Genomic DNA, 20,032 nt, shown 5'->3' with positions numbered 1-20,032 from the left:
CCGCTCCCGGACGTTCATCGAGTTCGCCTGGCGTGATCGGGTAGCCCAGCGTAGAAACAGGACATGACAGTCGAGCGCGCTCTCGCGACGGTGCGAGAAGCACCCTTCATCGTCGATGTCCTGCGAGCGGCGGACGACCTCGCCCTGGCCGCGGCCCGCAACGGAGGACGACGGGCGGCCCGCACGCTGACCCGGGCCATCCACGATCCGCAGGACCAGCTCACCGCCATCGCCGCCGTCCACGCCCTCGGCCGGGTCTTCGACGACGAGGCCGACGCCGTCCTCTCCGACCTGCTGTCCCACCCGCAGGGCTTTCTGCGGGAACACGCGTCCTGGACGCTCGGGGCCCGGCTGCCCCGGCTGGACGCGATCGGACGGCTCGTCGCCGTGGTCGCCACCGGCGGGGGTTTCGCCGGAATGCTGGCGCAGCGCACCCTGATCGGCTGGGCCCGTTCGGCATCCGATCACGTCGCCCTGGCCCTGGAAGGAGCGATCGCGGCCGAGTCCGACCCGCAGGCCCGGGCCCGGCTGGTGGAGACGCTCGGCCTGGTTCCGGGCGAGCTGGCCGGCCGGGCCGTGGTCCGGATCGCCGCCGACCCGGGCGAGCAGCCCACTGCCCGGCTGGCGGCGGTCGCCGCCCTGGGTGAGCGCGGGTCGGACCCGGCGGCGATCGAGCTGGTCCGCAAGCTGGCCGGCCGGGATCCCTTCCGCGCCGCGGGCCATGAGCTCCACGACGACGGCACCGGCGATCCGCAGCTACGGGCCGTCGCCCGGCTGGCTGCTCTGGACCTGGGCCTGATCCGGCCCGAGCCGTCCTCCGCCCCGCCGACCGGGCCGACCGTGGCCCAGCTCTTCCTGCACGCCGACATCGACCGCGAACTGACCCGCTCCGGCGTCGGTGACAACGGCGGTGTGGCCACCCTGCTGCTGCGACTGGGCGATGCGCTCGCCGCCGAGGCCCAGATCGGACAGGTCCTCACGCTGTCACGCGGATCGGCCACCTCCTCGATCGCCGCCCTGACCGAGCCGGCGGACGACGGGCCGGATCATCTGCTCTCGCCGGTGCCGCTGTTGCAGGTCCCGAGCAGTGCCGCCACGGCCTGGCCGACCCGGGTCGCGGCCGAACGCGCCATCCGGCGGGCGGTGCTGCATCACGGACGGGTCGATGTCCTGCACCTGCGGATGGCCGACGTCGGCAGCCTGGCCGCGGATGCGGTGGCCAAGGATCTCGGTATCCCGGTGGTCTTCACCCTGGCCCCCGATCCCCATGCGGTGATTCACGCGCTGGACATGACCGGAGCGCTGTCCCGGGCCGACTTCGGTGCGGTGGACGAGCAGGAGCACTACTGGTTCCGGGCCCGCCTGGTGCAGCGGCTGGCCGCGAACGCCGCTCACAACGTTCTGTTCCCGCGCCCGGACCTGGAGCACACCCTGCGTGATCTGCTCGGGATCGAGGTCACGGACGAGCCGCACCGGTACACCGTGGTGCCCGAAGGGATCGATCTCGCCGTCAGCGCCGCCGCCCACACCGACCTGGTCGCCACCATCAGCGGAGTCAGCGGCGTCCCGGCGCCGGCCCTCACCGACCTGACCGACCTGATCGCCGGGTTGCCGGTCCATCGGCACAGTCTCCCGCTGGCGATCAGCGTCGGCCGACTGCACCGGGTGAAGGGGATGGCCACCGTGGTCGAGGCCTGGGCCGGCGACCCGGCGCTGCGCGAACGCTGCAACCTGGTGATCGTCGGCGGTGACCTGGACGATCCGTCGCCGGAGGAGCAGGGGCAGCTGGAGTTGATCCAGGCGCTGCTGGCCGAGTACCCGGCCGCCGCGGAGGGCCTGGTGCTGGCCGGGCACCGGCCGAACGACGACGTCGCCCGCTGGCTGGCCGCGGCCCGGCTCGGCCTGTCACCCCTGGTCGGCGCCGACGGTATCTACGTCTGCGGAAGCCTGAAGGAGGAGTTCGGGCTGGCCGTCCTGGAGGCGATGGCCGCCGGTCTGGTCGTCGTCGCCCCGGACGGCGGTGGTCCCGCCACCTATGTCGAACCAGGTGTCACCGGTCTGCTGGTGAACACCCGGGAACCGGCCGCCGTGGCCGGCGGGATGGCTGCCGCTCTGGAACTGGCCGCCCGATCCGACCACGAGCAACGGGTGGACAAGGTCGCGACGTTGGTCCGCGACCGGTTCACCGTTCAGGCGATGGCCGCGACCCTGGCCGGGGTGTACGCCGGCGTCACCGAACTGTCCCGCCGATGACGCTCCTGGTGATCAGTCCGGACTACGCCTCGCACCTTCTGCCGTTGGCGACGATCGCGACCGCCCAACGCCGACCCGGTGAGCGGGTGGTGGTGGCCACCGGACCGGCGACGGCCGCCGTGGTGGCCGAATTCGGTTTTGAGCGCATCGATCTGGTGCTGGGGCGCGGGTCGAACCCGGGTGTCATCCGGGCCGAGCAACAGCCCGTCGGCGAGGACGACGCGCTGCGCGGTTTCTTCGCCGCGACGCACCACGGGATGGTGGCGACCCTGGCCTACCAGGCCGAGGCCAGACGCAACGACCTGCTCTGGGCCCCGGTGCCGACGGCCCGGGCCGTGCTGCAGGTGATCGAGCAGGTGAAACCGGACCAGGTGATCGTCGACCATCTGGCCTTCAGCGCCACCCTGGCCCTGCGCGCCGCTGGGATTCCCTTCCAGGACGTCGTTCTCGGTCATCCGACCGCGCTTCCGGTCGGGGTCGAGATCTACGGGTACCCGTCCACCTGGCCCGGCTGCTTCCACCCCGGCCCGACGGAACTGGCTGCCCTGGAACGGCTCTGCATCAATGTCAGGGACGAGTTCACGGCCGAGGTGAACGCCGCGGTGGCGGTGCTCGATCCGGGCGCCGCCGCGTTGGACGATGCGTTCGCCGCCCACGGCCCCACCGTGCTGTTCAACTACCCCGCCGTCCTGCACCCCTCCCGACGGACGGCGTTATTGCCTGCGCACCGCTTCCTGGGGTCGTCGATCCGGACCGAGAAGGTGACCACCGAAGTCCGTCAATGGCTGGACGAGAACGATGACCGGCCCTTGGTGTACGTCAGTTTCGGTAGCTTCCTGTCGGCTCGCGCCGACGTGCTGGCCCGGGTGGTCGAGGCTTTGCGCCCGCTGCCGGTACGGGTCGCGCTGGCCATCGGTTCGGCCGATCCGGCCGTGCTCGGCGAGCTGCCCGCCCCCTGGCTGGTCCGGGGCTTCCTGCCCCAGGTGGCGATCCTGGAACGGTCCGCGCTGGCGATCAGCCACGGAGGGAACAACAGCATCACCGAGGCGCTCCACTTCGAGGTCCCGCTGCTGGTGCTGCCGTTCTCCACCGACCAGTTCGCCGGGGCCGCCGCGCTCGAGACCGCCGATCGTGGTGCGGCTCTCGACCCCAATACGGCAACCCCCGAAGATCTGCGCCGGGCCGTCAGCACAACTCTGCGGCTCTGAGCGAGGCCCCGGCCATCTCGCGGCCGCTCAGACCGAGCCCGGATCACCGCTACGGTGTGTGATCGCCGCCCGGCCCGACCGGCCGCCACTCTGGCGTCCCCGCTGCGGAGGCGGTCGTCTTTTGCCAGGTCAGCGCGTGCAACGTTCCAGCTCGCAGAACGCTCTTGAGGGCATGGACATGTCTCTTGGTTTCGTCGGCGTCGGTCTCTTCTTCATCATCTGGGTCGCCGTGTTGGTCGCCATCATCGCCCTGACGGTCTACGGGGCGATCGTCACCTACCGGCTGGCGCTGTTCTACGCCCAGCAGCAGTCGCCGGAGCAGGCCGGCCTCATCGCGGCCGTCGCCACCGTCGCCTCCGTCATCTTCGGGCTGGCCCCGGTCGTGGGCGCCGTCGGCCTCGTCCTGCACTTCACCGGAAACCTGCCCTACGCAAAAAGGGTCGGTTGAGCCGTCCCGCACAGGTTCGCCCCTCGCGTGCCTACCGTGAGGGCGACGCGCCTCCCGGCGCTGCACCCCCGGCTCTGCACCCCGATCGCACCCGGCACCCTGATACGGCCGGTCATTCCTGGGCAAGAACGGTGTTCGACAGCAGGAATCGTCCCCATCGTCCGCTGCGGGAACCCGCGTGTTGCCGACATCGCCGTGCGCGAAGGGGCACGATCAGGGGGTCAACGTCGACACGCTGGACGGGGTGGGGCATGGACCTGGATGTGCTGGACAGCGGTCAGGTGACGGGGCACATGGTGCAGCGGACCGACCTCGGGGCACTGGGCCGACAGCTGGTGGTGCTGTCCGGCATCGCGAACCCGGCCGGGCAGGCCGGCGGCGACGAGGTGCAACGCGACACCTGCCGCGTGCTCCTGCGCGAGCCCGCCGAGCAACTGGAGCAGGCCACGGTGCATGTCGGCCGATCGCGCGACGATCTGCCCGCCACCGACCAGGCCCACGTGGAGACCGGCCCGGACGGCCTGCTCATTCTCGTCACACATCTCGCCATGCGGGGCGAAACCTCTGACCCGCAAGGGTTCTCCTACCAGGTGGTGCTGACCAAGCGAGTGGTCACCGCGGAGATCTCGGGCACGATCAGCTGGCCGACCGCCTGGCTGCGGCCCTCCGGCCCGGCCCCGGCCGCCGTTGCGGGTGTCTTCACGATGGTGGCGAACCCGCTCACCGCCACCGAAGATGCGCCTCCGGTCCCGCGGGGTGAGATCCTGTCGGTCATCATCGCCGGCGACACCTGTCACGCGATCTACCGCATGACCGAGCTCCCGAAGAACGCAGAGCTGCGGATCACCGTCACGCAGCGGGGACTCGCAGGTCCGGGCCCGATCTCGATGACGAGTACCGTCGCCGGTAACGACATCTTCACCCTGACAACGGCTTTCCCCCACCGCACCGGTGTCGACTTCCAGGCCGTCGCGGCCCGGGTGCCGCACTGAGCCCAGGACAGCCGTTCCGGCTGTCTCCCTGGTGCGGTCGCGGCTTCCCTGGCCTCACACCACCTCGAAGTTGGCCATCATCATCATGTCCTCGTGCTCGAGGTTGTGGCAGTGCAGCACGTATGTGCCCCGGTGACCGTCGAACCGCACGAGAAGTTCGGCCCGGCCACCGTTGTCGAGGTTCACGGTGTCCTTCCAGCCGCTGGTGCCACCACCGGGACCGGACCGCGCCACCACCTGGAAGGCACCCAGGTGCACGTGGAAGGGATGCTCGGCGTTCTGCGCGGTCACGATCCACTTCTCCACGGTGCCCAGGCGGGGCCGGGCGATCACGTGGTCGGGGTCGAAGGCCAGGTTGTTGACCGTCCAGAGGCTCATGCCGTGGGCCTGGGCCCCGCCGCGACGGAAGGTGAACTCACGGGTGGCCACCACGTCCGCCTCACTGAGCATCTCCAGTTCGGGCAGACCGGTCAGCTCGTCGGTCGGCCGGCTCGGGTCGTCTGCCTTGCCGGTCACCACGAACCGCATGACCTGCGCCGTTCCACCCGAACCACGCTCATTCACCATCGTCACCTCGTCCCCGGCCCGCTGCCCGGAGAAGTCGACCACCACGTCGAACCGCTCGCCCTGGGCCACGTCGATCCGCACCTGCTCGACCGGCTCGGGCAGGAACCCCTGGTCACTGCCGATCTGGACGAATGCGGGCCCGTCCTGGAGGCGTAACCGGAACCGGCGGGCGTTGGCCGCGTTCAGGATCCGGAACCGGTAGCGCACCGCCTCGACCTCCATCACCGGCCACGGCGCACCGTTGACCAGCACACAGTCCCCGAGCACCCCGCTCATGTAGTCCTCGCTCACCCCGGGCGTCTTCGTCAGGGTCGGGTCGGTCGAGGGATAGAGGAACGAGCCGTCGGCGGCGAACGAGCGGTCGGCGATCAGCAAGGGGATGTCCCGGTCACCTTCGGGCAGTCCGAGTCCCTTTTCGACGTCGTCGGTGATCAGGTGGAAACCGGCCAGGCCGCGGTAGACCTGCGGACCGGTGAAGTCCATCCGGTGGTCGTGGTACCAGAGCGTCGCCGCGGGCTGGTCGATGTCGTAGACGTAGTCGCGGGCTCCCGTCCGCCCGACCATCTCGCCCTGATCGTCCAGGTCGCCCTGGGTCGCGTCGGCGGGATGCAGCAGATCGGTGGGGTACCCGTCCTGGTCGGCCGCAATCCGTCCACCGTGCAGGTGTACCGAGACCGGTACGGGCAGTTCGTTCCGATGCCGCACCACGGTGCGCGCACCCCGGCGGGAGACGATCGTGGGCCCGGGGAAAGTGCCGTCGTAGCCCCAGACCGGGGTCTTCGGGCCGTCGAGGATCTGCGAGCTTCCCACCTTCTGGGTGATCTCGTAGTACTCGGTGGTGCCGTCGGTCCGAACCGGTTCGAGGACGCGCGGCACGGGCAGGGCGCGCACGAACGGTTCCGGCAGGGTCGCCTCACTGGGCAGGAGCCGGCCGGCGCTGCCCTGCGTGCTGACGTTGGCGCTCTCCTGCCCGCCCGCACCGCATCCGGCCAGGAGCACCGGGGTGGTCAGCGCGAGGCCGCCGATCCGGAACAGGTCACGACGGCTGGGGGCCACAGGAGCAGGCATGGGACCAGTGTCCCCGGACCCGTCCGGGGTACGCCGTCAGGGTTGGGGAGTCCGGTATGACCGAGAGATCATCACCCTGAGCTTCCTTAACCAGGCTCCGTGTGACGACCGTTACCACCGAACGGAGTACGTGTCACCCAAGGCGACCATTCACACTCGAACCGTGACCGCCTTCGCTACGCCCCAACCTACCTGGACCGCCATCGTCAATGCCTTGGACGAAGAACCGTCCGACACCGCCTGGGCCTTCAAACTGATCATCCAGTGCCGCAACCACCTGCGGCACGCCCTCCTCCAGGCCGGGAACGACCCCGACCTGATCCCCACCTCCGATCCGGCGGACTGGTCGAAGGATCCGGCCCGTAAGGCTCCGCGCCGGTCCGAGAACCCCAACCGGGTGCGGCGCCCGTCGACCGACATCTCGGGCGGACCGGAGGGGGCACGGGGCTTCTACGAACGCTGGCACGTGCTGCTGGGGGTGATCATCGCCCACGAGTACGAGGAATTCGGCCGGCCGGTGCCTGCCTGGACCGGGCCGCTGCGCATGAAGAAGGACTGGGTGCTGCCCACCCCGTCGATGACCGACACCCAGGTCAGGAACAGCACACCGCCCTGGCTCGCCGAGCGCGGCCTGTTCGTCAGCCCTCGCGAGCTCGCGAGGGCCTGAGACTCACCAGCCCGGGTAGCGGACGCCCCAGTTCGGGTCGTCCGGGGCATCGACCGACGACCCGCCCGGGTTGGCGTTCAGCTGCCGCACCAGGTCGCGAGCGAGAGTGTCCAGAGCCCAGACCAGTTCGTGCCGCACCAGCATCGGCACCGGCCAGACCTCGACACCGTACATCGAGCCCAGCACCGCTCCGGTCATGGCCGACACCCCCTGACCGGCTCGTGCGGTCGCAGCGAAATTCAAGGCCTGATCGATATTCTCCCGCCCGGGGAAGCTCGCGGCGGCGTAGATGCCGCCCATCAGAGCCGACGGCGCGCCGGCGTTCGGCGCCAGACTGAAGAGCACCTCCCGCTGGCCCGGCCGGGTCCCCGCCGCCCACAGGGCCGTGCGCAGCCCGGCGGCCACCTCTTCGTCCAGCCCGGGAAGGGCGTTCGCCACCAGAGCGGTCAGGTCGTCGTCACCGGTCCCGGCGGCGAGCAGACGGTTGAGCAGGCGGACGCCCGCGGCGGCGGTCGTCCACGACCTCTGGTGCCCGTGGGTGAGGGCGGCACACTCGGCGGCCATCAGGACGTCCGACCAGTGCGCCTGCGCGGACAGGGCCGCGAACGGCAGGCCCCGCACGAGCCCGTGCCAGCCCAGGCTGCCGCCGACCGGGGCGTCCGAACTGCCCGGCCGGTTGCCCAGCAGGGCAGCGACCGTGGCCGGGGCGTCCCCGGCGTGACGGCCCAGCTGAGGCACCTGGGCCAGCCAGCCGTCCAGCTGCCCGTCGTGCTCGAGCACCCCCTGCAGCTGCCCCCACCGGCGGTAGGCCGACCAGAGCTCCGACGGCGGGTGACAGATGCCTTGGTGCAGCGATCGCATCGCTGCCCGGATCGTTCCTTCGATGGTGAAAGCAGCCAGCTGGGTACAGGTTCCAGCTGGCAGAGGATCTGACTCGGGCCGGCCGAAGGCGAGGCTCTCACCGAGCGCGAGCCCGAGAAGGCTTCCGCGGACGCGGCTCTCCCAGACCAGCGGATGGGGCTCCAGGGCGTTGGTCACGGACCCGATTGTGACTTACCCGGCATCGGTCAGAAAATCTGAGCAGACCGTGGCGATCGGTCACTGCATCCAGTCGACGACCTCGTCCATCAGTGCCGGATGGCTCTCCTCGATCCGGCGGGCGTAGTCGCTCATGTGATCGCCCATCAGCCGCTCCGCCTCCTGCGCCCGGCCGTCCCGGATCGCGTCGGCGATCTGCCCGTGGACGTGCAGGATGCCCGCCCGGTCGGCAGTCGGCACGATCAGTTCCCGCACCCGGACGCGGAAGATCTCCTTCAGGGCGAGCGCGAACATCCCGATCACGCCGCTGCTCGCCGTCTCCACCACCAGGGTGTGGAAATCATCTGTGGCCCGGCGATACTCGGCGTCTTGCAGGGGGTCGGCGATGGTCGCGGTCAGCCCGAGCCGGGCCGCGTCCTGCGGGGAGCGGCGGGTGGCCGCGAGTCGCGCGGCGACCGGTTCCAGGAGCAGCCGGGCCTCGAGCAGCTCGCGCAGGGTCAGGCCGCGCGACTGCAGGAACAACGAGGCCGTGCGACCGAAGTCATGAGCCGAGAACTCCCGCACCATCGGGCCGCCACCGGGCCCCGGCCGGATCGCGATCAACCCGTTGACCTCGAGGATGCGCAGGGCTTCGCGCAGGGTGCTGCGGCCGACCCGGTACTCCGCCATCATCTGCGCCTCGGGTGGCAGACGGGTGCCGGGCGCGAGGCGTTGCCGCGTGATCCGGCTCAGGATCTCGCGGGCCACGGCGTCGCCGACCTTCACCCCTCGTCCCACCCTGCCCGTTCTGCCACGTGCTCCGGCCGACCCAACATCGGACATAAGGGGCATGCTATGGGAAAATGCGCATCATTCGGAGCGTAAATGGGCCTCGATTACCGCTCCACCCGAACGAGCAGAGGCTGCCTGCCGTCGCGGAGGCCATCTTGGGGATCGCCGGGGCCATCTACATGGACAGCACTTGCCATCCATGTAGACCGGGCGCATCATCGCGACTATGACCACCGTCACACTGACCTTCGACCCCGACAACCCGGCCGAGGTGGAGAAGGCCCGGGCCCTGCTCGACCGCCTGGTCCCGGCCCACGAGGCGCCCGACCCGGAGACCGTGCGCCAGCGGGTGATCGCCCTGCTGCGCGGATACGGCGAGAAGCGCACGGAGTACATCCGGCACGTGGCCCAGGCCTCCCCCGGCTCGGCCGACTACGACGACCTGGTCGCCATCGTCGGCTCGCCCAAGGCGGTCGGGGGCACTCACTCCGCCATCGAAAGGGCCTGGCGCGCGAAGAACATGCCCGGCCCCTTCATCGCCACGGACGACCTGGGCGGCGCCCACATGGACGCGGCCCTCGCCGACATCGTTCTCGCGGTCCTGCACGACGTGATCGACGAACCGGACCCGTTGCGGGCAGCCACGTTCTGAGCTGATCATCCGTACGTGCAACACCCCGGCCCCGAACCGCATCGGTCAGGAGGAAATCCCCGGGCGAACGGATGCAGCATGCCCCTCCACCCGCGGCGTCGGCGCCCTACTGAGCCGGCTGCCGGCCGGGCCGCGGCACTCCGATCACCGGATCCAGCGGTCCCCGTACCGGAGGAAGCAGAGGCGTGCCCGCCCGGCCGACCGCACGACGGGCCCGCACCGCGGTCCGTGAGGCGTTGCCCGCCAGCCCCTCGGCCGCAAAACCCGCGTTCACCATGGCGTCTTCCATGACCCTGGCCAGCTTCTCCGGGCTGCGCGAACCCAGGAGCCAGTAGGAGAACATCGGCTCGCGGGTACCGGAGTTGTACCCGCAGACCACCAGACCGCGGTCGGCGAAACCGGCCTGGTGAGTGGGCAGGATCCCGGCGAACTCCGGATACAGACCGGCCGCGGGCACGTTCTCCACCACATGCACCCGCCCCGGGTCGATCGTCTCCCAGGGCACCACCAGCCGCCCGCGACGCCACCCCAGCACCAGCCCGTTCGTACAGACCCGTTGCTTGCACAAAAAAGCGCCGACCACAGTGAGGACGACATACGGCACCGAGGTCAGGCAGCCGGCCATGACCCCACCCGCAACCCTCTGGTCCGTCCTGAGCCCGGGCCAGACCAGGAACGGCCCGGCCACCACCAGATGGACGAGCAACACCAGCCCGACCCGCCGCCACGTCGGCCAGGCCCGGAACGCAACCAGTTGCCGCCCCATGTCCCGATGGGTCATCGCTTCGTAGTCCCGCACGGTGAACGGAACCCGCGGATCGTCCGCGTCCACGACCTCGAAGAATTCCCGTGCTCTCACCGTCCGATCATCCCCCGGCGCGCGACACTCCGAGCACCGGATCGAAGAGCCCGCGAACGGGAGGCAACAGCGGCGCCCCCATCTTTCCCCGACCCCGATGAGCCCGCACCGCCGTCCGTGAGGCATGATCCGCCAGCCCCTCGGCGTCCAGACCGAAATCGCACATCGCCCGCTCGATCCGGGCCGCCAGCTTCTCCGGGTGCGGGGTGCCGATCAGCCAGTACACGAACGGTGGGTTCCGCTCACTCGTATTGAGACCGCACACCACCAGACCCCGATCAGCAAGACCGGCATGGTGCGTGGCCGAGAGCGTGTTGAACTCGGGGTGAAAACCCGCCGACAGAAAATTCTCGACGATGTGCACACGACCGGGGTCCACCGTCTCCCACGGCACCACCGACCGCCCCCGAAAACCCAGCACCAGCCCGTTCTCACAGACCCGCTGCTCCTCGAAGGCGGTCATCCGCTGGTCCCGAGGAGTCGCTCGATACAGCCCGCGAGCGGTCAGCCCACGCCTGGCCGTTGCGAGGGTCATCTCGGTCTGCTGAGCATCCAGCTGAGCGAGCCACGGCGTCGGAGCCGGCGGATTGCCACCCGGCCAAACACTCTAACGAAACGGGCCTTAACCAGGCCTTATACGCCGACCGCCCGAAAGCGCCTCTCCCCACAACCTAAGGGTGACCTGTGGGACCGAAGCTCACCGTCGTCCTCCATTCCGGAGACAAAACGCGAGAGGCCCGCGACCGGTGACCGGTCGCGGGCCTCTCTGACGTGCTACCGGATCACTCGCCCGCGAGCGCTGCGCAGCAGGTGGTGATCAGTAGGCGGGAGACCACGTAGGGGTCGACATTGGCGTTGGGGCGGCGGTCTTCGAGCCAGCCCTTCTTCGCCTTCTCGACGGCCCACGGGATGCGGATGGACGCGGAGCGGTCGGAGGCGCCCCAGCTGAATTCCTTGTAGCTGGCGGTCTCGTGGGCGCCGGTGAGGCGGTCTTCGATGCCGGAGCCGTAGGCGGCGACGTGCTCGGCGGCCTTCTTGCCCAGGGCCTCGCACGCGGTGACGATGGCGTCGTAGCTCTCCATCGTGGCGGCCGTGGAGAAGTTGGTGTGGGCGCCGGCACCGTTCCAGTCACCCTTGACCGGCTTGGCGTCGAAGCTGACCTCGACGTCGTAGTCCTCGGCGATCCGGGCGAGCAGCCAGCGGGCGACCCAGATGTGGTCACCGATGAGAGGGGCGGGAAGGACGCCGATCTGGAACTCCCACTGGCCCATCATCACCTCGGCGTTGGTGCCCTCGATGGCCAGGCCGGCTTTGAGGCACGCGTCGGTGTGCTTCTCGACGATCTCCCGGCCGACCATCTTGCCGCCGCCGACACCGCAGTAGTAGGGGCCCTGCGGGGCCGGGTAACCGACCGCGGGCCAGCCCAGGGGCCGGCCGTCCTGCATGAACGTGTACTCCTGCTCGATGCCGAACATCGGGCTCTGGTCGGCGTACTGCTCGGCGGCCGCGACGTTGGCGGCGCGAGTGTTGGTGGGGTGCGGGGTGAAGTCGGTGAGCTCGACCTCGCAGAGCACGAGCACGTCGTTCTCGCCGCGCAGCGGGTCGGGGCAGGTGAACACCGGGCGCAGCACGCAGTCCGAGTTCTCACCCGGGGCCTGGTTGGTGCTGGAGCCGTCGAAGCCCCAGATTTCCGGCTCGGTGCCGTCGGCGACGATGCGGGTCTTGCTCCGCATCAGCGGGGTCGGCTCGGTGCCGTCGATCCAGATGTATTCAGCGCGGTAGGGCATTCTTCGGGCTCCTCGTACTCAGTGATGTCGCCCCTGCAGCCACCGTGTTGATGGCTGCAGGGGCGACACTTTCCTGGTCCGAGCCTCGTGTGAAGATGCTGCGAAAGGATTGCCGCAGCGTGAAGAACTGGTTTCCCCGGTTACGGGGGCATTTCAGCCCTTCTGGCCGATTTCTTCGAGGGTGGCGTTCTGTCCCTTCGGCGGATCGCCCCGGTCGACGCCCTCACCGTCGTCGTTGCCGGGCATGTCGGTCATCAGTTCCGGGCGCTCCGGCAGCCAGCGACCGAAGGCCTTCTCCACCAGCACCGCGAACTCGTCACTGCGGCTGGCCGCCAGCGGCCCCAGGATGGCCAGGATCAGCACGTAGCCGGCGACGAACGCGGTGATCCTCGGATCCAGTCCGGCAGCAGCCGCCATCGAGGCCAGGATCAACGCGAACTCACCCCGGGCGAGCACCGTGAGCGATACGAAACTTGCTCTCTGCGGCCCGAATCCGTAGATCCGGGAGGACAGCGTACCGGCCAGCAGGTTGCCGAACACGGTGACCAGGACGGCCAGGGTGATCGGGATCCAGACGCCCAGGATGTCTCCCGGGTCGATGGTCAGGCCGAAGGTGAAGAAGAACAGGGCGGCGAAGGCGTCGCGCAGCGGGTGCACGAGCTTCTGGATCCGGACACCGGCCTTGCCCGACCCGAGAATCAGGCCGATCATGAACGCGCCGATGGCGTCCGACACCCCGAGTTTCTCGGCGACACCGGCGCTGAGCACGGCCAGGCCGACGAAGGTGACGATCAGGAGTTCGTCGTCGCGGGTCTCGACCAGGCGGCCGACCAGACCGGCACCCCAGCGGGCAACGGCGGTGAGCACCACCAGGAATCCGAAGGCGATACCGAACTTCTGCGCGGCTTCGCCGAATCCGCTGGCGTCACTCAGAACCGGCTGCAGCAGAGCCAGGTACAGAGCCAGGAAGACGTCCTCGACAACGACGATGCCGAGCACCAGCTTACTCTCCGGACGACCGAGGCGGCCGGTCTCGACGAGCACCTTGGTGACGATCGCCGAGCTGGAGATGCCGATGACCCCGGCGAGGACGAACGCCTCGCGGCTGCCCCAGCCGAGGGCGAACCCGAAGCCGAGGCCGAGGCCGACGTTGACGAGCAGGTAGATACCACCGGCGGCCAGGAGTTTCCGGCCACCACCGATCAGGTCGTCGAGGTGGAACTCCAGGCCCAGGTAGAAGAGCAGCAGGATCAGGCCGAGCGAGGACAGCAGGGCGAACTCGGTCGGGTCCTCGACCAGGGCCAGGCCGGGGGTGTTGGGGCCGAGCAGCAGCCCGGCCAGCATGAAGAGGGGAATGGTGGGCAGGCCGACTCGGCGGCCCAGGCGGGCCGCCAGCCCGGCGGCGAGGAACGCGCCGCCCAGAGCCATGAGGGTTTCGGCGAGATGCATCTACTGTCCTCCGTCGGTTCGACCCGAAGGGATATGGGCATAGGGATCAATGGACGTCCGGGTCACCGGACGAGGTCCCGAGCGGTTGTCGTCGGGCCCGGGTTCGGGTTCGGGTTCGGATTCGTCGGGCCAGAAACGCTCCAGCACGATCGCCAGGGGCGAGGCCGTGAAGACGCTGGACAGGGTGCCGACGACCAGTCCGATGAGCAGGGCCAGGGCGAAGTCGGTGAGCGAGTCGCCGCCCAGCACGGTCAGTGCGGCGAGGATGAACATGGCACCCAGGCCGGTGTTGATCGTGCGTGGAACTGTCTGCAGGATGGCGCTGTTCACCACCCGGCCGAACGGTTCACCGGGTTGTGAGCGCCGCAGCTCCCGCACCCGGTCGAACACGACGACGGTGTCGTTGACGCTCAGGCCGATGACGGTGAGGGCGGCGGCGAGGAACACGCCGTCGATCGGTTTGCCCAGCCAGGCAAAGATTCCGACCACCGCCAGTACATCGTGGAACATGGTCAGGGCGGCCGATATTCCGAAGGTCCAGCGGAAACGTATTGCCAGATAGATCATCTGGGCAAGAATTGCCGCCCCGAGGGCGATCAGGGCCTTCGTGCGCAGCTCGTCACCGAGGCTCGGGCCGATCAGCTCGTCGGTCTCCTTGCTGACCTCACCGCCGATCGCGCCCAGGGCCTCCTGGATCGAGAGGGCCTCGTCGTTGGTCAGTTCCTCGGTGCGCACGCTGATGGTCTCGGCCGCACCCCCGGTCGGGGACGACGTCTGTACCACAGCGCGCGGGAAACCGGCCTCACCGACCACCTCTCGCGCCTGATCGGCGGTGACGGCCTGGCTGGTGCTGAAGGTCAGCAGCCGGCCGCCGGTGAACTCGACCCCGAGGTTCAGGCCGCGCACCAGGATGCCCGCCACCGACACGACCACGATCGCGAGCGAGACCCCGAGCCAGATCCGGCCCCGGCCCATCAGGTCCGGGCCGCTCGTCTCCAGCCACTGCCGCAGCCGGCCGTTGCCGGCCAGACCGCTGAGGCCGGGACGCCGGCGCAGCATCTGCCGCCGCACCGCCCACTCGGTGAACACCCGGGCGATGATCAGCGCGGACACCATCGAGGCGATCACGCCGATGGACAGCGTGACCCCGAAGCCCCGGACCGGGCCGGTGGCCAGGAAGAAGAGCAGGGCCGCGGCCAGCAACGTGGTGACGTTGGTGTCGATGATCGCGGTCCAGGCCTTGTCGAAGCCCGTCTTCAGGGCGTTCGTCAGAGCCCCCTGGCCCTGGCGTTTGCCGGGCGGCAGCGCCCCGAATTCCTCCCGGGCCCGCTCGAACACCAGCACGTTGGCGTCGATCGCCATCCCGATGGCGAGCACGAAACCGGCCAGGCCGGGCAGGGTCAGGGTGGCTCCGAGCATCACCAGGAAGGCGTACGAGATCAGCGCGTAGCAGGCCAGGGCCAGCGTCGCGAGGAACCCGACCACCCGGTAGACGAGCGTGATGAACAGACCGGTGAGGATCAGGCCGACGATCGCGGCCTTGATCGAGGCGTCGATCGCGTCCGCGCCCAGCGTCGGGCCGACGGTGCGCTGCTCGATCACCTCGACCGGGATCGGCAGGGCACCGCCCTTGATCAGCACGGCCAGGTCCTGCGCCTGCTCGGCGCTGAACTGCCCGGTGATCTCGGTGCTGCTGCCGGTCATCCCGACGTTGCAGGCGATCGAGGGATCGACCTGCGGGGAGGAGATCACCTCGTCGTCCAGCACGATGGCGATCCGGCGCTGCGGGTCACCGGCCACCGCGCAGGCGGCGTCGGCGGTCAGCTGACGCCAGGCGTCACCCCCCGCGTCCTTGAAGTCGATCGTGACGAACCAGCCGGGGCCCCGGGACGGGTCGTTGAGGCCGGCGGCGTCGCCGACCCCCTCGCCCGTCATCACCGAGGCGCCGACGACCAAGGGCTGCCCGTCCTCGTCGACGAGTCGCTGCTGGCCCTTCGCCAGCTTCTCGTCCTTCCCCTCCGCCGGGGCCGGCTCGGCCGAGACCACCGGATGGAAGGTGAGCTGCGCGGTACGGCCCACGACCTCGGCCGCCTCGCGCGGGTCCTGCACACCGGGAAGTTCGATGATGATGCGGTTCTCACCCGAGCGGGTGACGCTCGGGTCGGTGACCCCGAGGGCGTCGATGCGGTTACGCAGCACGCTCAGGGCCCGGTCGGTCGCGTCGGCGTTCGCCTCGACCGTCTCGGTGCTCTTGCCCTGCAGCACGATCTGGGTTCCGCCGCGCAGATCGAGTCCCAGACGGGGGGACATCGTCAGCGCGACGAACAGGGAGGTGGCGATGACGGCCAGGGCCAGGACCGCGCGCACCACGGGGACAGCTCTCATGATTCCTCCGGGTAGGGGTGAGGCACCCCGCCCGGACGATGTCAGGAGGGGTGTTTCAGGTGCTGTACCCGGATGCCGGTGGAGCGCGGCCGCGGTGCGAGAGGCTGACGGTGGTCGCGACCACCTGGGCGAACGCGTCGATCGGCAGGTCGATCAGACCGGTGGGCAGGAACCACGCACGGTCGGTGAGAGTGGCCGGTACGTCGGGCGATCCGCCCGGGAAGTGGATCTCCGCGCCCTGGCCCGCAACCGTGGTCGTCAGCCGTCGCTCGGCGGTCTGGACCGACGTGCGGTGGGACACCGGCGAGGCGATCGGGTGGGGACGGTTCTGGACGCGGTGCGACGGGAGGGCGTCGGCGGAGACGGCGCTCACCGCAAGGGTGTCGTGCCCGTTGACGGCGCCGTGCCGGGTGACCAGACCGGTCACGCTCAGCAGGGCCAGGACGACGGCGACAAACGTGATCAGCGCGGCTGGGCGCACGCTGATACGAGGAGTCATCACGGACAGTCTACCGGTGAACCCTCAACCGTCTCGTCGGCCACCCCCGTGAACCTGAACACGAGCTGTGGGTCAGACGTCCCAGCCGTAGAACAAGCGCTCCACCACCGTGCGGGCCCGCCGTGTCGTCCTCTGGTAGTCGTCGTCGAACCGGCCGGCGCTGGCGGGTGGGTACCCCATGATCCGCGCGATGCCGTCGAGCGAGGTGTGGTTGGTCGGCGGCACGTCGCTGGCGTTGCCCTTCCACAGCATGATCGCGTTGCGGAAGCGGGCGGCGAACCGCCAGGCCTCGGCCAGCACCTCCCCGTCCCCCTCGGACACCAGGCCGGCCGCAACCGCGGCGGCCAGCGCGTCCATCGTTCCCGTGACCCTCAGCCCGGGGATCTCGTAGGCGTGCTGCAGCTGGAACAGCTGGACGGTCCACTCCACGTCGGCGAGGGCGCCCCGGCCGAGCTTGAGGTGGCGGTGGGGGTCGGCGCCGCGTGGCAGCCGCTCGCTCTCCACCCGGGCCTTGATCCGGCGGATCTCCTTGAGCTCGGCGGCGTTCAGGCCGCCGCGGCGCCAGCGCAACGGGTCGATCAGCTCGACGAACTGCTCACCGAGGTCGATCTCCCCGGCGATCGGGCGGGCCCGGGTCAGCGCCTGGGCCTCCCAGGGCGCCGACCAGCGGGCGTAGTAGTCACGGTAGGACGCCAGCGAACGGACGAGGGGCCCGTTACGTCCTTCGGGACGCAGGTTGGCGTCGACGGCGAGGGCCGGCTCCGGACCGGTCATCGAGAGCAGACGGCGCAGCTCGGAGCACAGGTCGACGGCCGCGGCCTGGGCCTCGTGGGCCGGTACGCCGGGGATCGGGTCGGCGACGAACATGACGTCGGCGTCGCTGGAGTAGCTGATCTCGCGCCCGCCGAGGCGGCCCATCGCGATCACGGCCATCCGTACCGGCAGGGCGCCACGTTTCGCGCGCACCGAGTCGGCCGCCGCCACCAGGGCACCGTCGAGTGCCGCGACCGCGCAGTCGCTGAGCGCGTGGCCGACGGTGTCGATGTCGCTGAGCCCGACCACGTCGGCGACCCCGGTGCGGATGATCTCGCGACGCCGCACGGCCCGCGCCGCCGTCGCCGCGGCCACCGGATCGCCCTCGTGCCGGGCCGCTCCCCGGCGCACCGAGCTGATCATGGCCTTCAGCGGCTGGGGCTGGAGCACCTCGTCGGTCTCCAGCAGGGCCACCGCCTCGGGGCTGCGCTGCAGCAGCTCGGCGACCAGCTGGCTGGACGACAGCACGTGGGCCAGCCGCTCGGCCGCGGCGCCGGAGTCGCGCAGCATCTTCAGGTACCAGTGGGTGGAGCCGAGTGCGTCGGACAGCCGGCGGAAGTCGAGCAACCCGGCATCCGGGTCGGCGCCGTCGGCGAACCAGCCGAGCATCACCGGCAGCAGCTGGCGCTGGATGGCCGCCCGCCGCGAGACACCGGTGGTGAGCGCGCTGATGTGCCGCAGCGCACCGGCCGGGTCGCGGTAGCCGAGGGCGGCCAGGCGCACCCGGGCGGCCTCCGGGGTGAGCCGGGCCTCGTCGCTGGTGAGCTCCGCCGCAGCGGCCAGAAGCGGCCGGTAGAAGAGCTTCTCGTGCAGCCGGCGGACCTCGCGGGCCTGCCGGCGCCAGAGGTCGGTGAGCTGGTCGGCCGGATCGGCGCGGAACCCGAACTCGCGGCCCAGGCGGCGCAGGTCTCTCACCCCGCTGGGCACCACGTGGGTGCGCTGCAACCGGAACAGCTGGATGCGGTGCTCCAGCGCACGCAGCATGCGGTAGGCCCGGTCGAACTCGGCCGCGTCGGCCCGGGCCACGTAGCCGAAGGTGCTCAGGGCCTCCAGACCGAGCAGAGTGTTGGGAGTGCGCAGCCGGGTGTCGATCCGGCCGTGCACGAGTTGCAGCAGCTGCACCGAGAACTCGACGTCGCGCAGGCCGCCCGCGCCGAGCTTGAGCTCGCGGTCGGCGTCGGGGCCCTTGAGCTGTTCCTCCACCCGGCGGCGCATGGCCTGCACGTCGGGCACGAAGTTCTCCCGCTCGGCGGCCTGCCACACCATCGGCTCGATGCCGGCCAGGTACCGCGCGCCCAGGTCGGCGTCGCCGGCCACCCGACGGGCCTTGAGCAGGGCCTGGAACTCCCAGGTCTGGGCCCAGCGCTCGTAGTAGGCCAGGTGACTCGTGAGGGTGCGCACCAGCGGGCCGTTACGCCCCTCGGGCCTCAGGTTGGGGTCGACCGGCCAGAGGGTGCCCTCCGGCGTGGCCTTCGAGCAGACCAGGCCGAGCGTGCTGGCCAGCCGGGTGCCCTCGGAGATCGCCTGGTGATCCTCCGCGCCCTCGACCGCCTCCACGACGTAGATCACGTCGACGTCGCTGACGTAGTTGAGTTCCCGCCCGCCGCACTTGCCCATCCCGATCACGGCCATGCGGCAGTTCTCACCGTGGCCCGGCAAGGTGCCCCGGGCCACCGCGAGCGCGGCCTCCAGCGAGGCCGAGGCCAGGTCGGCGAGGATCGCGGCGACGGTGGGCATGATGCCCAGCGGATTGTCGGCGGCCAGGTCCCGGGCGGCCAGGCCGAGCAGGCGGCGGCGGTAGGCCACGCGCAGGGCGTCGGTGCCCTCGTCCTGCGTGAGCGTGCTGACGGGGGTCGCGGCGTCGGGATCGGCGCCGACGGCACGCAGCAGCTCGGCCCGCAGCCCGTCCGCGGTGAACGAGGAGAAGGGCGCCGGCGGAGCGCCCTCGAGGTACTCCCGGGCGTGGCCGTGGTGGTCGACGGTGTGGTCGGCCTGATCACCCGGCCGGGTCACCGGGAAGTCGTCGTCGCCGCCCAGTTCGCCGTCGATGACGGGCCACTGCCAGGGATGACGGACGAGGTGGTCGCCGAGGGCGCCCGACCCGCCGAGCACGGCGAACAGGCGCCGGGCGGTGAGGTCGTCGCGGTGCAGGGCGCGGGACAGCTGGGCCACGGGGCCACCGCCCTGGGACAGACGTTCCAGCACGTCGGGCGTGAGACCGCCCAGACCGCCGGGCACCGTGTCGCAGTTGGCCAGCGACTCGACCATCCGGCCCAGCGCGGCCAGCGCCAGGTCCGGGTCCGGACTGTCGGCCAGGGCACTCAGCAGTCGCTCGCCGGGCAGGGGCCGCTCGCCGGTGAGCAGGCCGGACTCCCCGGCCGGCTCGGCCTCGAGCATCTCGATCAGGCCCGGCGTGCTGAGCACCCGCTCCGCGGCGCCGGGATCGGCGAAACCGAACCGGGCCAGACGGGCGGCGAAACTTGCCTGGCGCGCAGTTGTCACATGACCCACCGTAATGCGCCCGTGCTCGCCGCGCGGAAGAGACCACCGGCAAACACCATTTCCTCCGTGATCAT

The 20,032-nt window shown here is 70.4% G+C and carries 16 protein-coding genes; 6 read left to right on the top strand and 10 right to left on the bottom strand.

Annotation, left to right across the window (positions count from 1 at the left end; translation table 11 throughout):
• The first annotated feature begins 63 nt into the window (after positions 1–63).
• The 4 genes from QSK05_RS30165 to QSK05_RS30150 all read left to right on the top strand — a co-directional run bounded on the left by QSK05_RS30165 (position 64) and on the right by QSK05_RS30150 (position 4,901).
• Positions 64–2,253 carry a glycosyltransferase gene (locus tag QSK05_RS30165; protein ID WP_285600772.1) on the top strand — a complete coding sequence of 730 codons (2,190 nt, stop codon included), beginning with the start codon at positions 64–66 and terminating at the stop codon, positions 2,251–2,253.
• Positions 2,250–3,461, top strand: a complete 1,212-nt coding sequence (locus tag QSK05_RS30160) for a glycosyltransferase (RefSeq protein WP_285600771.1) — start codon at positions 2,250–2,252, stop codon at positions 3,459–3,461. The genes QSK05_RS30165 and QSK05_RS30160 overlap by 4 nt, the downstream gene beginning before the upstream one ends.
• Before the next feature lie 136 nt (positions 3,462–3,597).
• The gene (locus QSK05_RS30155) at positions 3,598–3,909 is read left to right on the top strand and encodes a hypothetical protein (RefSeq protein ID WP_285600770.1); all 312 of its coding nucleotides are present in this window, start codon (positions 3,598–3,600) and stop codon (positions 3,907–3,909) included.
• A 251-nt stretch (positions 3,910–4,160) separates the two neighbouring features.
• On the top strand, positions 4,161–4,901 hold the full coding sequence (locus QSK05_RS30150; RefSeq protein WP_285600769.1) for a hypothetical protein: 741 nt from the start codon (positions 4,161–4,163) through the stop codon (positions 4,899–4,901).
• Between the two features lie 54 nt (positions 4,902–4,955).
• Here the strand turns inward: QSK05_RS30150 and QSK05_RS30145 are convergent, their stop codons facing one another.
• Positions 4,956–6,536 carry a multicopper oxidase family protein gene (locus QSK05_RS30145; protein ID WP_285600768.1) on the bottom strand — a complete coding sequence of 527 codons (1,581 nt, stop codon included), beginning with the start codon at positions 6,534–6,536 and terminating at the stop codon, positions 4,956–4,958.
• Positions 6,537–6,699: 163 nt separating this feature from the next.
• On the opposite strand from QSK05_RS30145, the gene QSK05_RS30140 reads away from it, so the two are divergent.
• Entirely contained in the window at positions 6,700–7,203 is a 504-nt protein-coding gene (locus QSK05_RS30140; protein WP_285600767.1) for a hypothetical protein, read from the top strand.
• A 3-nt stretch (positions 7,204–7,206) separates the two neighbouring features.
• Here QSK05_RS30140 and QSK05_RS30135 read toward each other — a convergent pair whose 3' ends face one another.
• Positions 7,207–8,241, bottom strand: a complete 1,035-nt coding sequence (locus QSK05_RS30135; RefSeq protein ID WP_285600766.1) for an ADP-ribosylglycohydrolase family protein — start codon at positions 8,239–8,241, stop codon at positions 7,207–7,209.
• Between the two features lie 60 nt (positions 8,242–8,301).
• Positions 8,302–9,006: a FadR/GntR family transcriptional regulator gene (locus QSK05_RS30130; RefSeq protein ID WP_285600765.1), complete on the bottom strand. Its 705-nt coding sequence runs from the start codon at positions 9,004–9,006 to the stop codon at positions 8,302–8,304.
• Between the two features lie 232 nt (positions 9,007–9,238).
• Between QSK05_RS30130 and QSK05_RS30125 the strand changes: the two genes are divergently transcribed.
• Positions 9,239–9,664: a hypothetical protein gene (locus QSK05_RS30125; protein ID WP_285600764.1), complete on the top strand. Its 426-nt coding sequence runs from the start codon at positions 9,239–9,241 to the stop codon at positions 9,662–9,664.
• A gap of 106 nt (positions 9,665–9,770) precedes the next feature.
• On the opposite strand, the gene QSK05_RS30120 is transcribed toward QSK05_RS30125, so the two are convergent.
• The 7 genes from QSK05_RS30120 to QSK05_RS30090 all read right to left on the bottom strand — a co-directional run bounded on the left by QSK05_RS30120 (position 9,771) and on the right by QSK05_RS30090 (position 19,958).
• On the bottom strand, positions 9,771–10,523 hold the full coding sequence (locus QSK05_RS30120) for a hypothetical protein (protein ID WP_285600763.1): 753 nt from the start codon (positions 10,521–10,523) through the stop codon (positions 9,771–9,773).
• A 7-nt stretch (positions 10,524–10,530) separates the two neighbouring features.
• A complete protein-coding gene (locus QSK05_RS30115; RefSeq protein ID WP_285600762.1) occupies positions 10,531–10,986 on the bottom strand; it encodes a hypothetical protein in 456 nt (151 codons plus the stop codon).
• A 319-nt stretch (positions 10,987–11,305) separates the two neighbouring features.
• Entirely contained in the window at positions 11,306–12,310 is a 1,005-nt protein-coding gene (gene glnII, locus QSK05_RS30110) for a glutamine synthetase GlnII (RefSeq protein ID WP_285600761.1), read from the bottom strand.
• 153 nt (positions 12,311–12,463) lie between these two features.
• Positions 12,464–13,759: a cation:proton antiporter gene (locus QSK05_RS30105; RefSeq protein WP_285600760.1), complete on the bottom strand. Its 1,296-nt coding sequence runs from the start codon at positions 13,757–13,759 to the stop codon at positions 12,464–12,466.
• The gene (secD, locus tag QSK05_RS30100; protein WP_285600759.1) at positions 13,760–16,144 is read right to left on the bottom strand and encodes a protein translocase subunit SecD; all 2,385 of its coding nucleotides are present in this window, start codon (positions 16,142–16,144) and stop codon (positions 13,760–13,762) included.
• Between the two features lie 55 nt (positions 16,145–16,199).
• Complete coding sequence (locus QSK05_RS30095) at positions 16,200–16,643, bottom strand: hypothetical protein (RefSeq protein ID WP_285600758.1); 444 nt, start codon at positions 16,641–16,643, stop codon at positions 16,200–16,202.
• Positions 16,644–16,715: 72 nt separating this feature from the next.
• A complete protein-coding gene (locus QSK05_RS30090) occupies positions 16,716–19,958 on the bottom strand; it encodes a bifunctional [glutamine synthetase] adenylyltransferase/[glutamine synthetase]-adenylyl-L-tyrosine phosphorylase (RefSeq protein WP_285600757.1) in 3,243 nt (1,080 codons plus the stop codon).
• Positions 19,959–20,032 lie beyond the last annotated feature (74 nt).

The organism is Kineosporia sp. NBRC 101731 (assembly GCF_030269305.1).
Classification (GTDB): domain Bacteria; phylum Actinomycetota; class Actinomycetes; order Actinomycetales; family Kineosporiaceae; genus Kineosporia.
The sequence above is the reverse complement of the archived record's forward strand: the minus strand, read 5'-3'. Positions and strand labels throughout refer to the sequence as shown.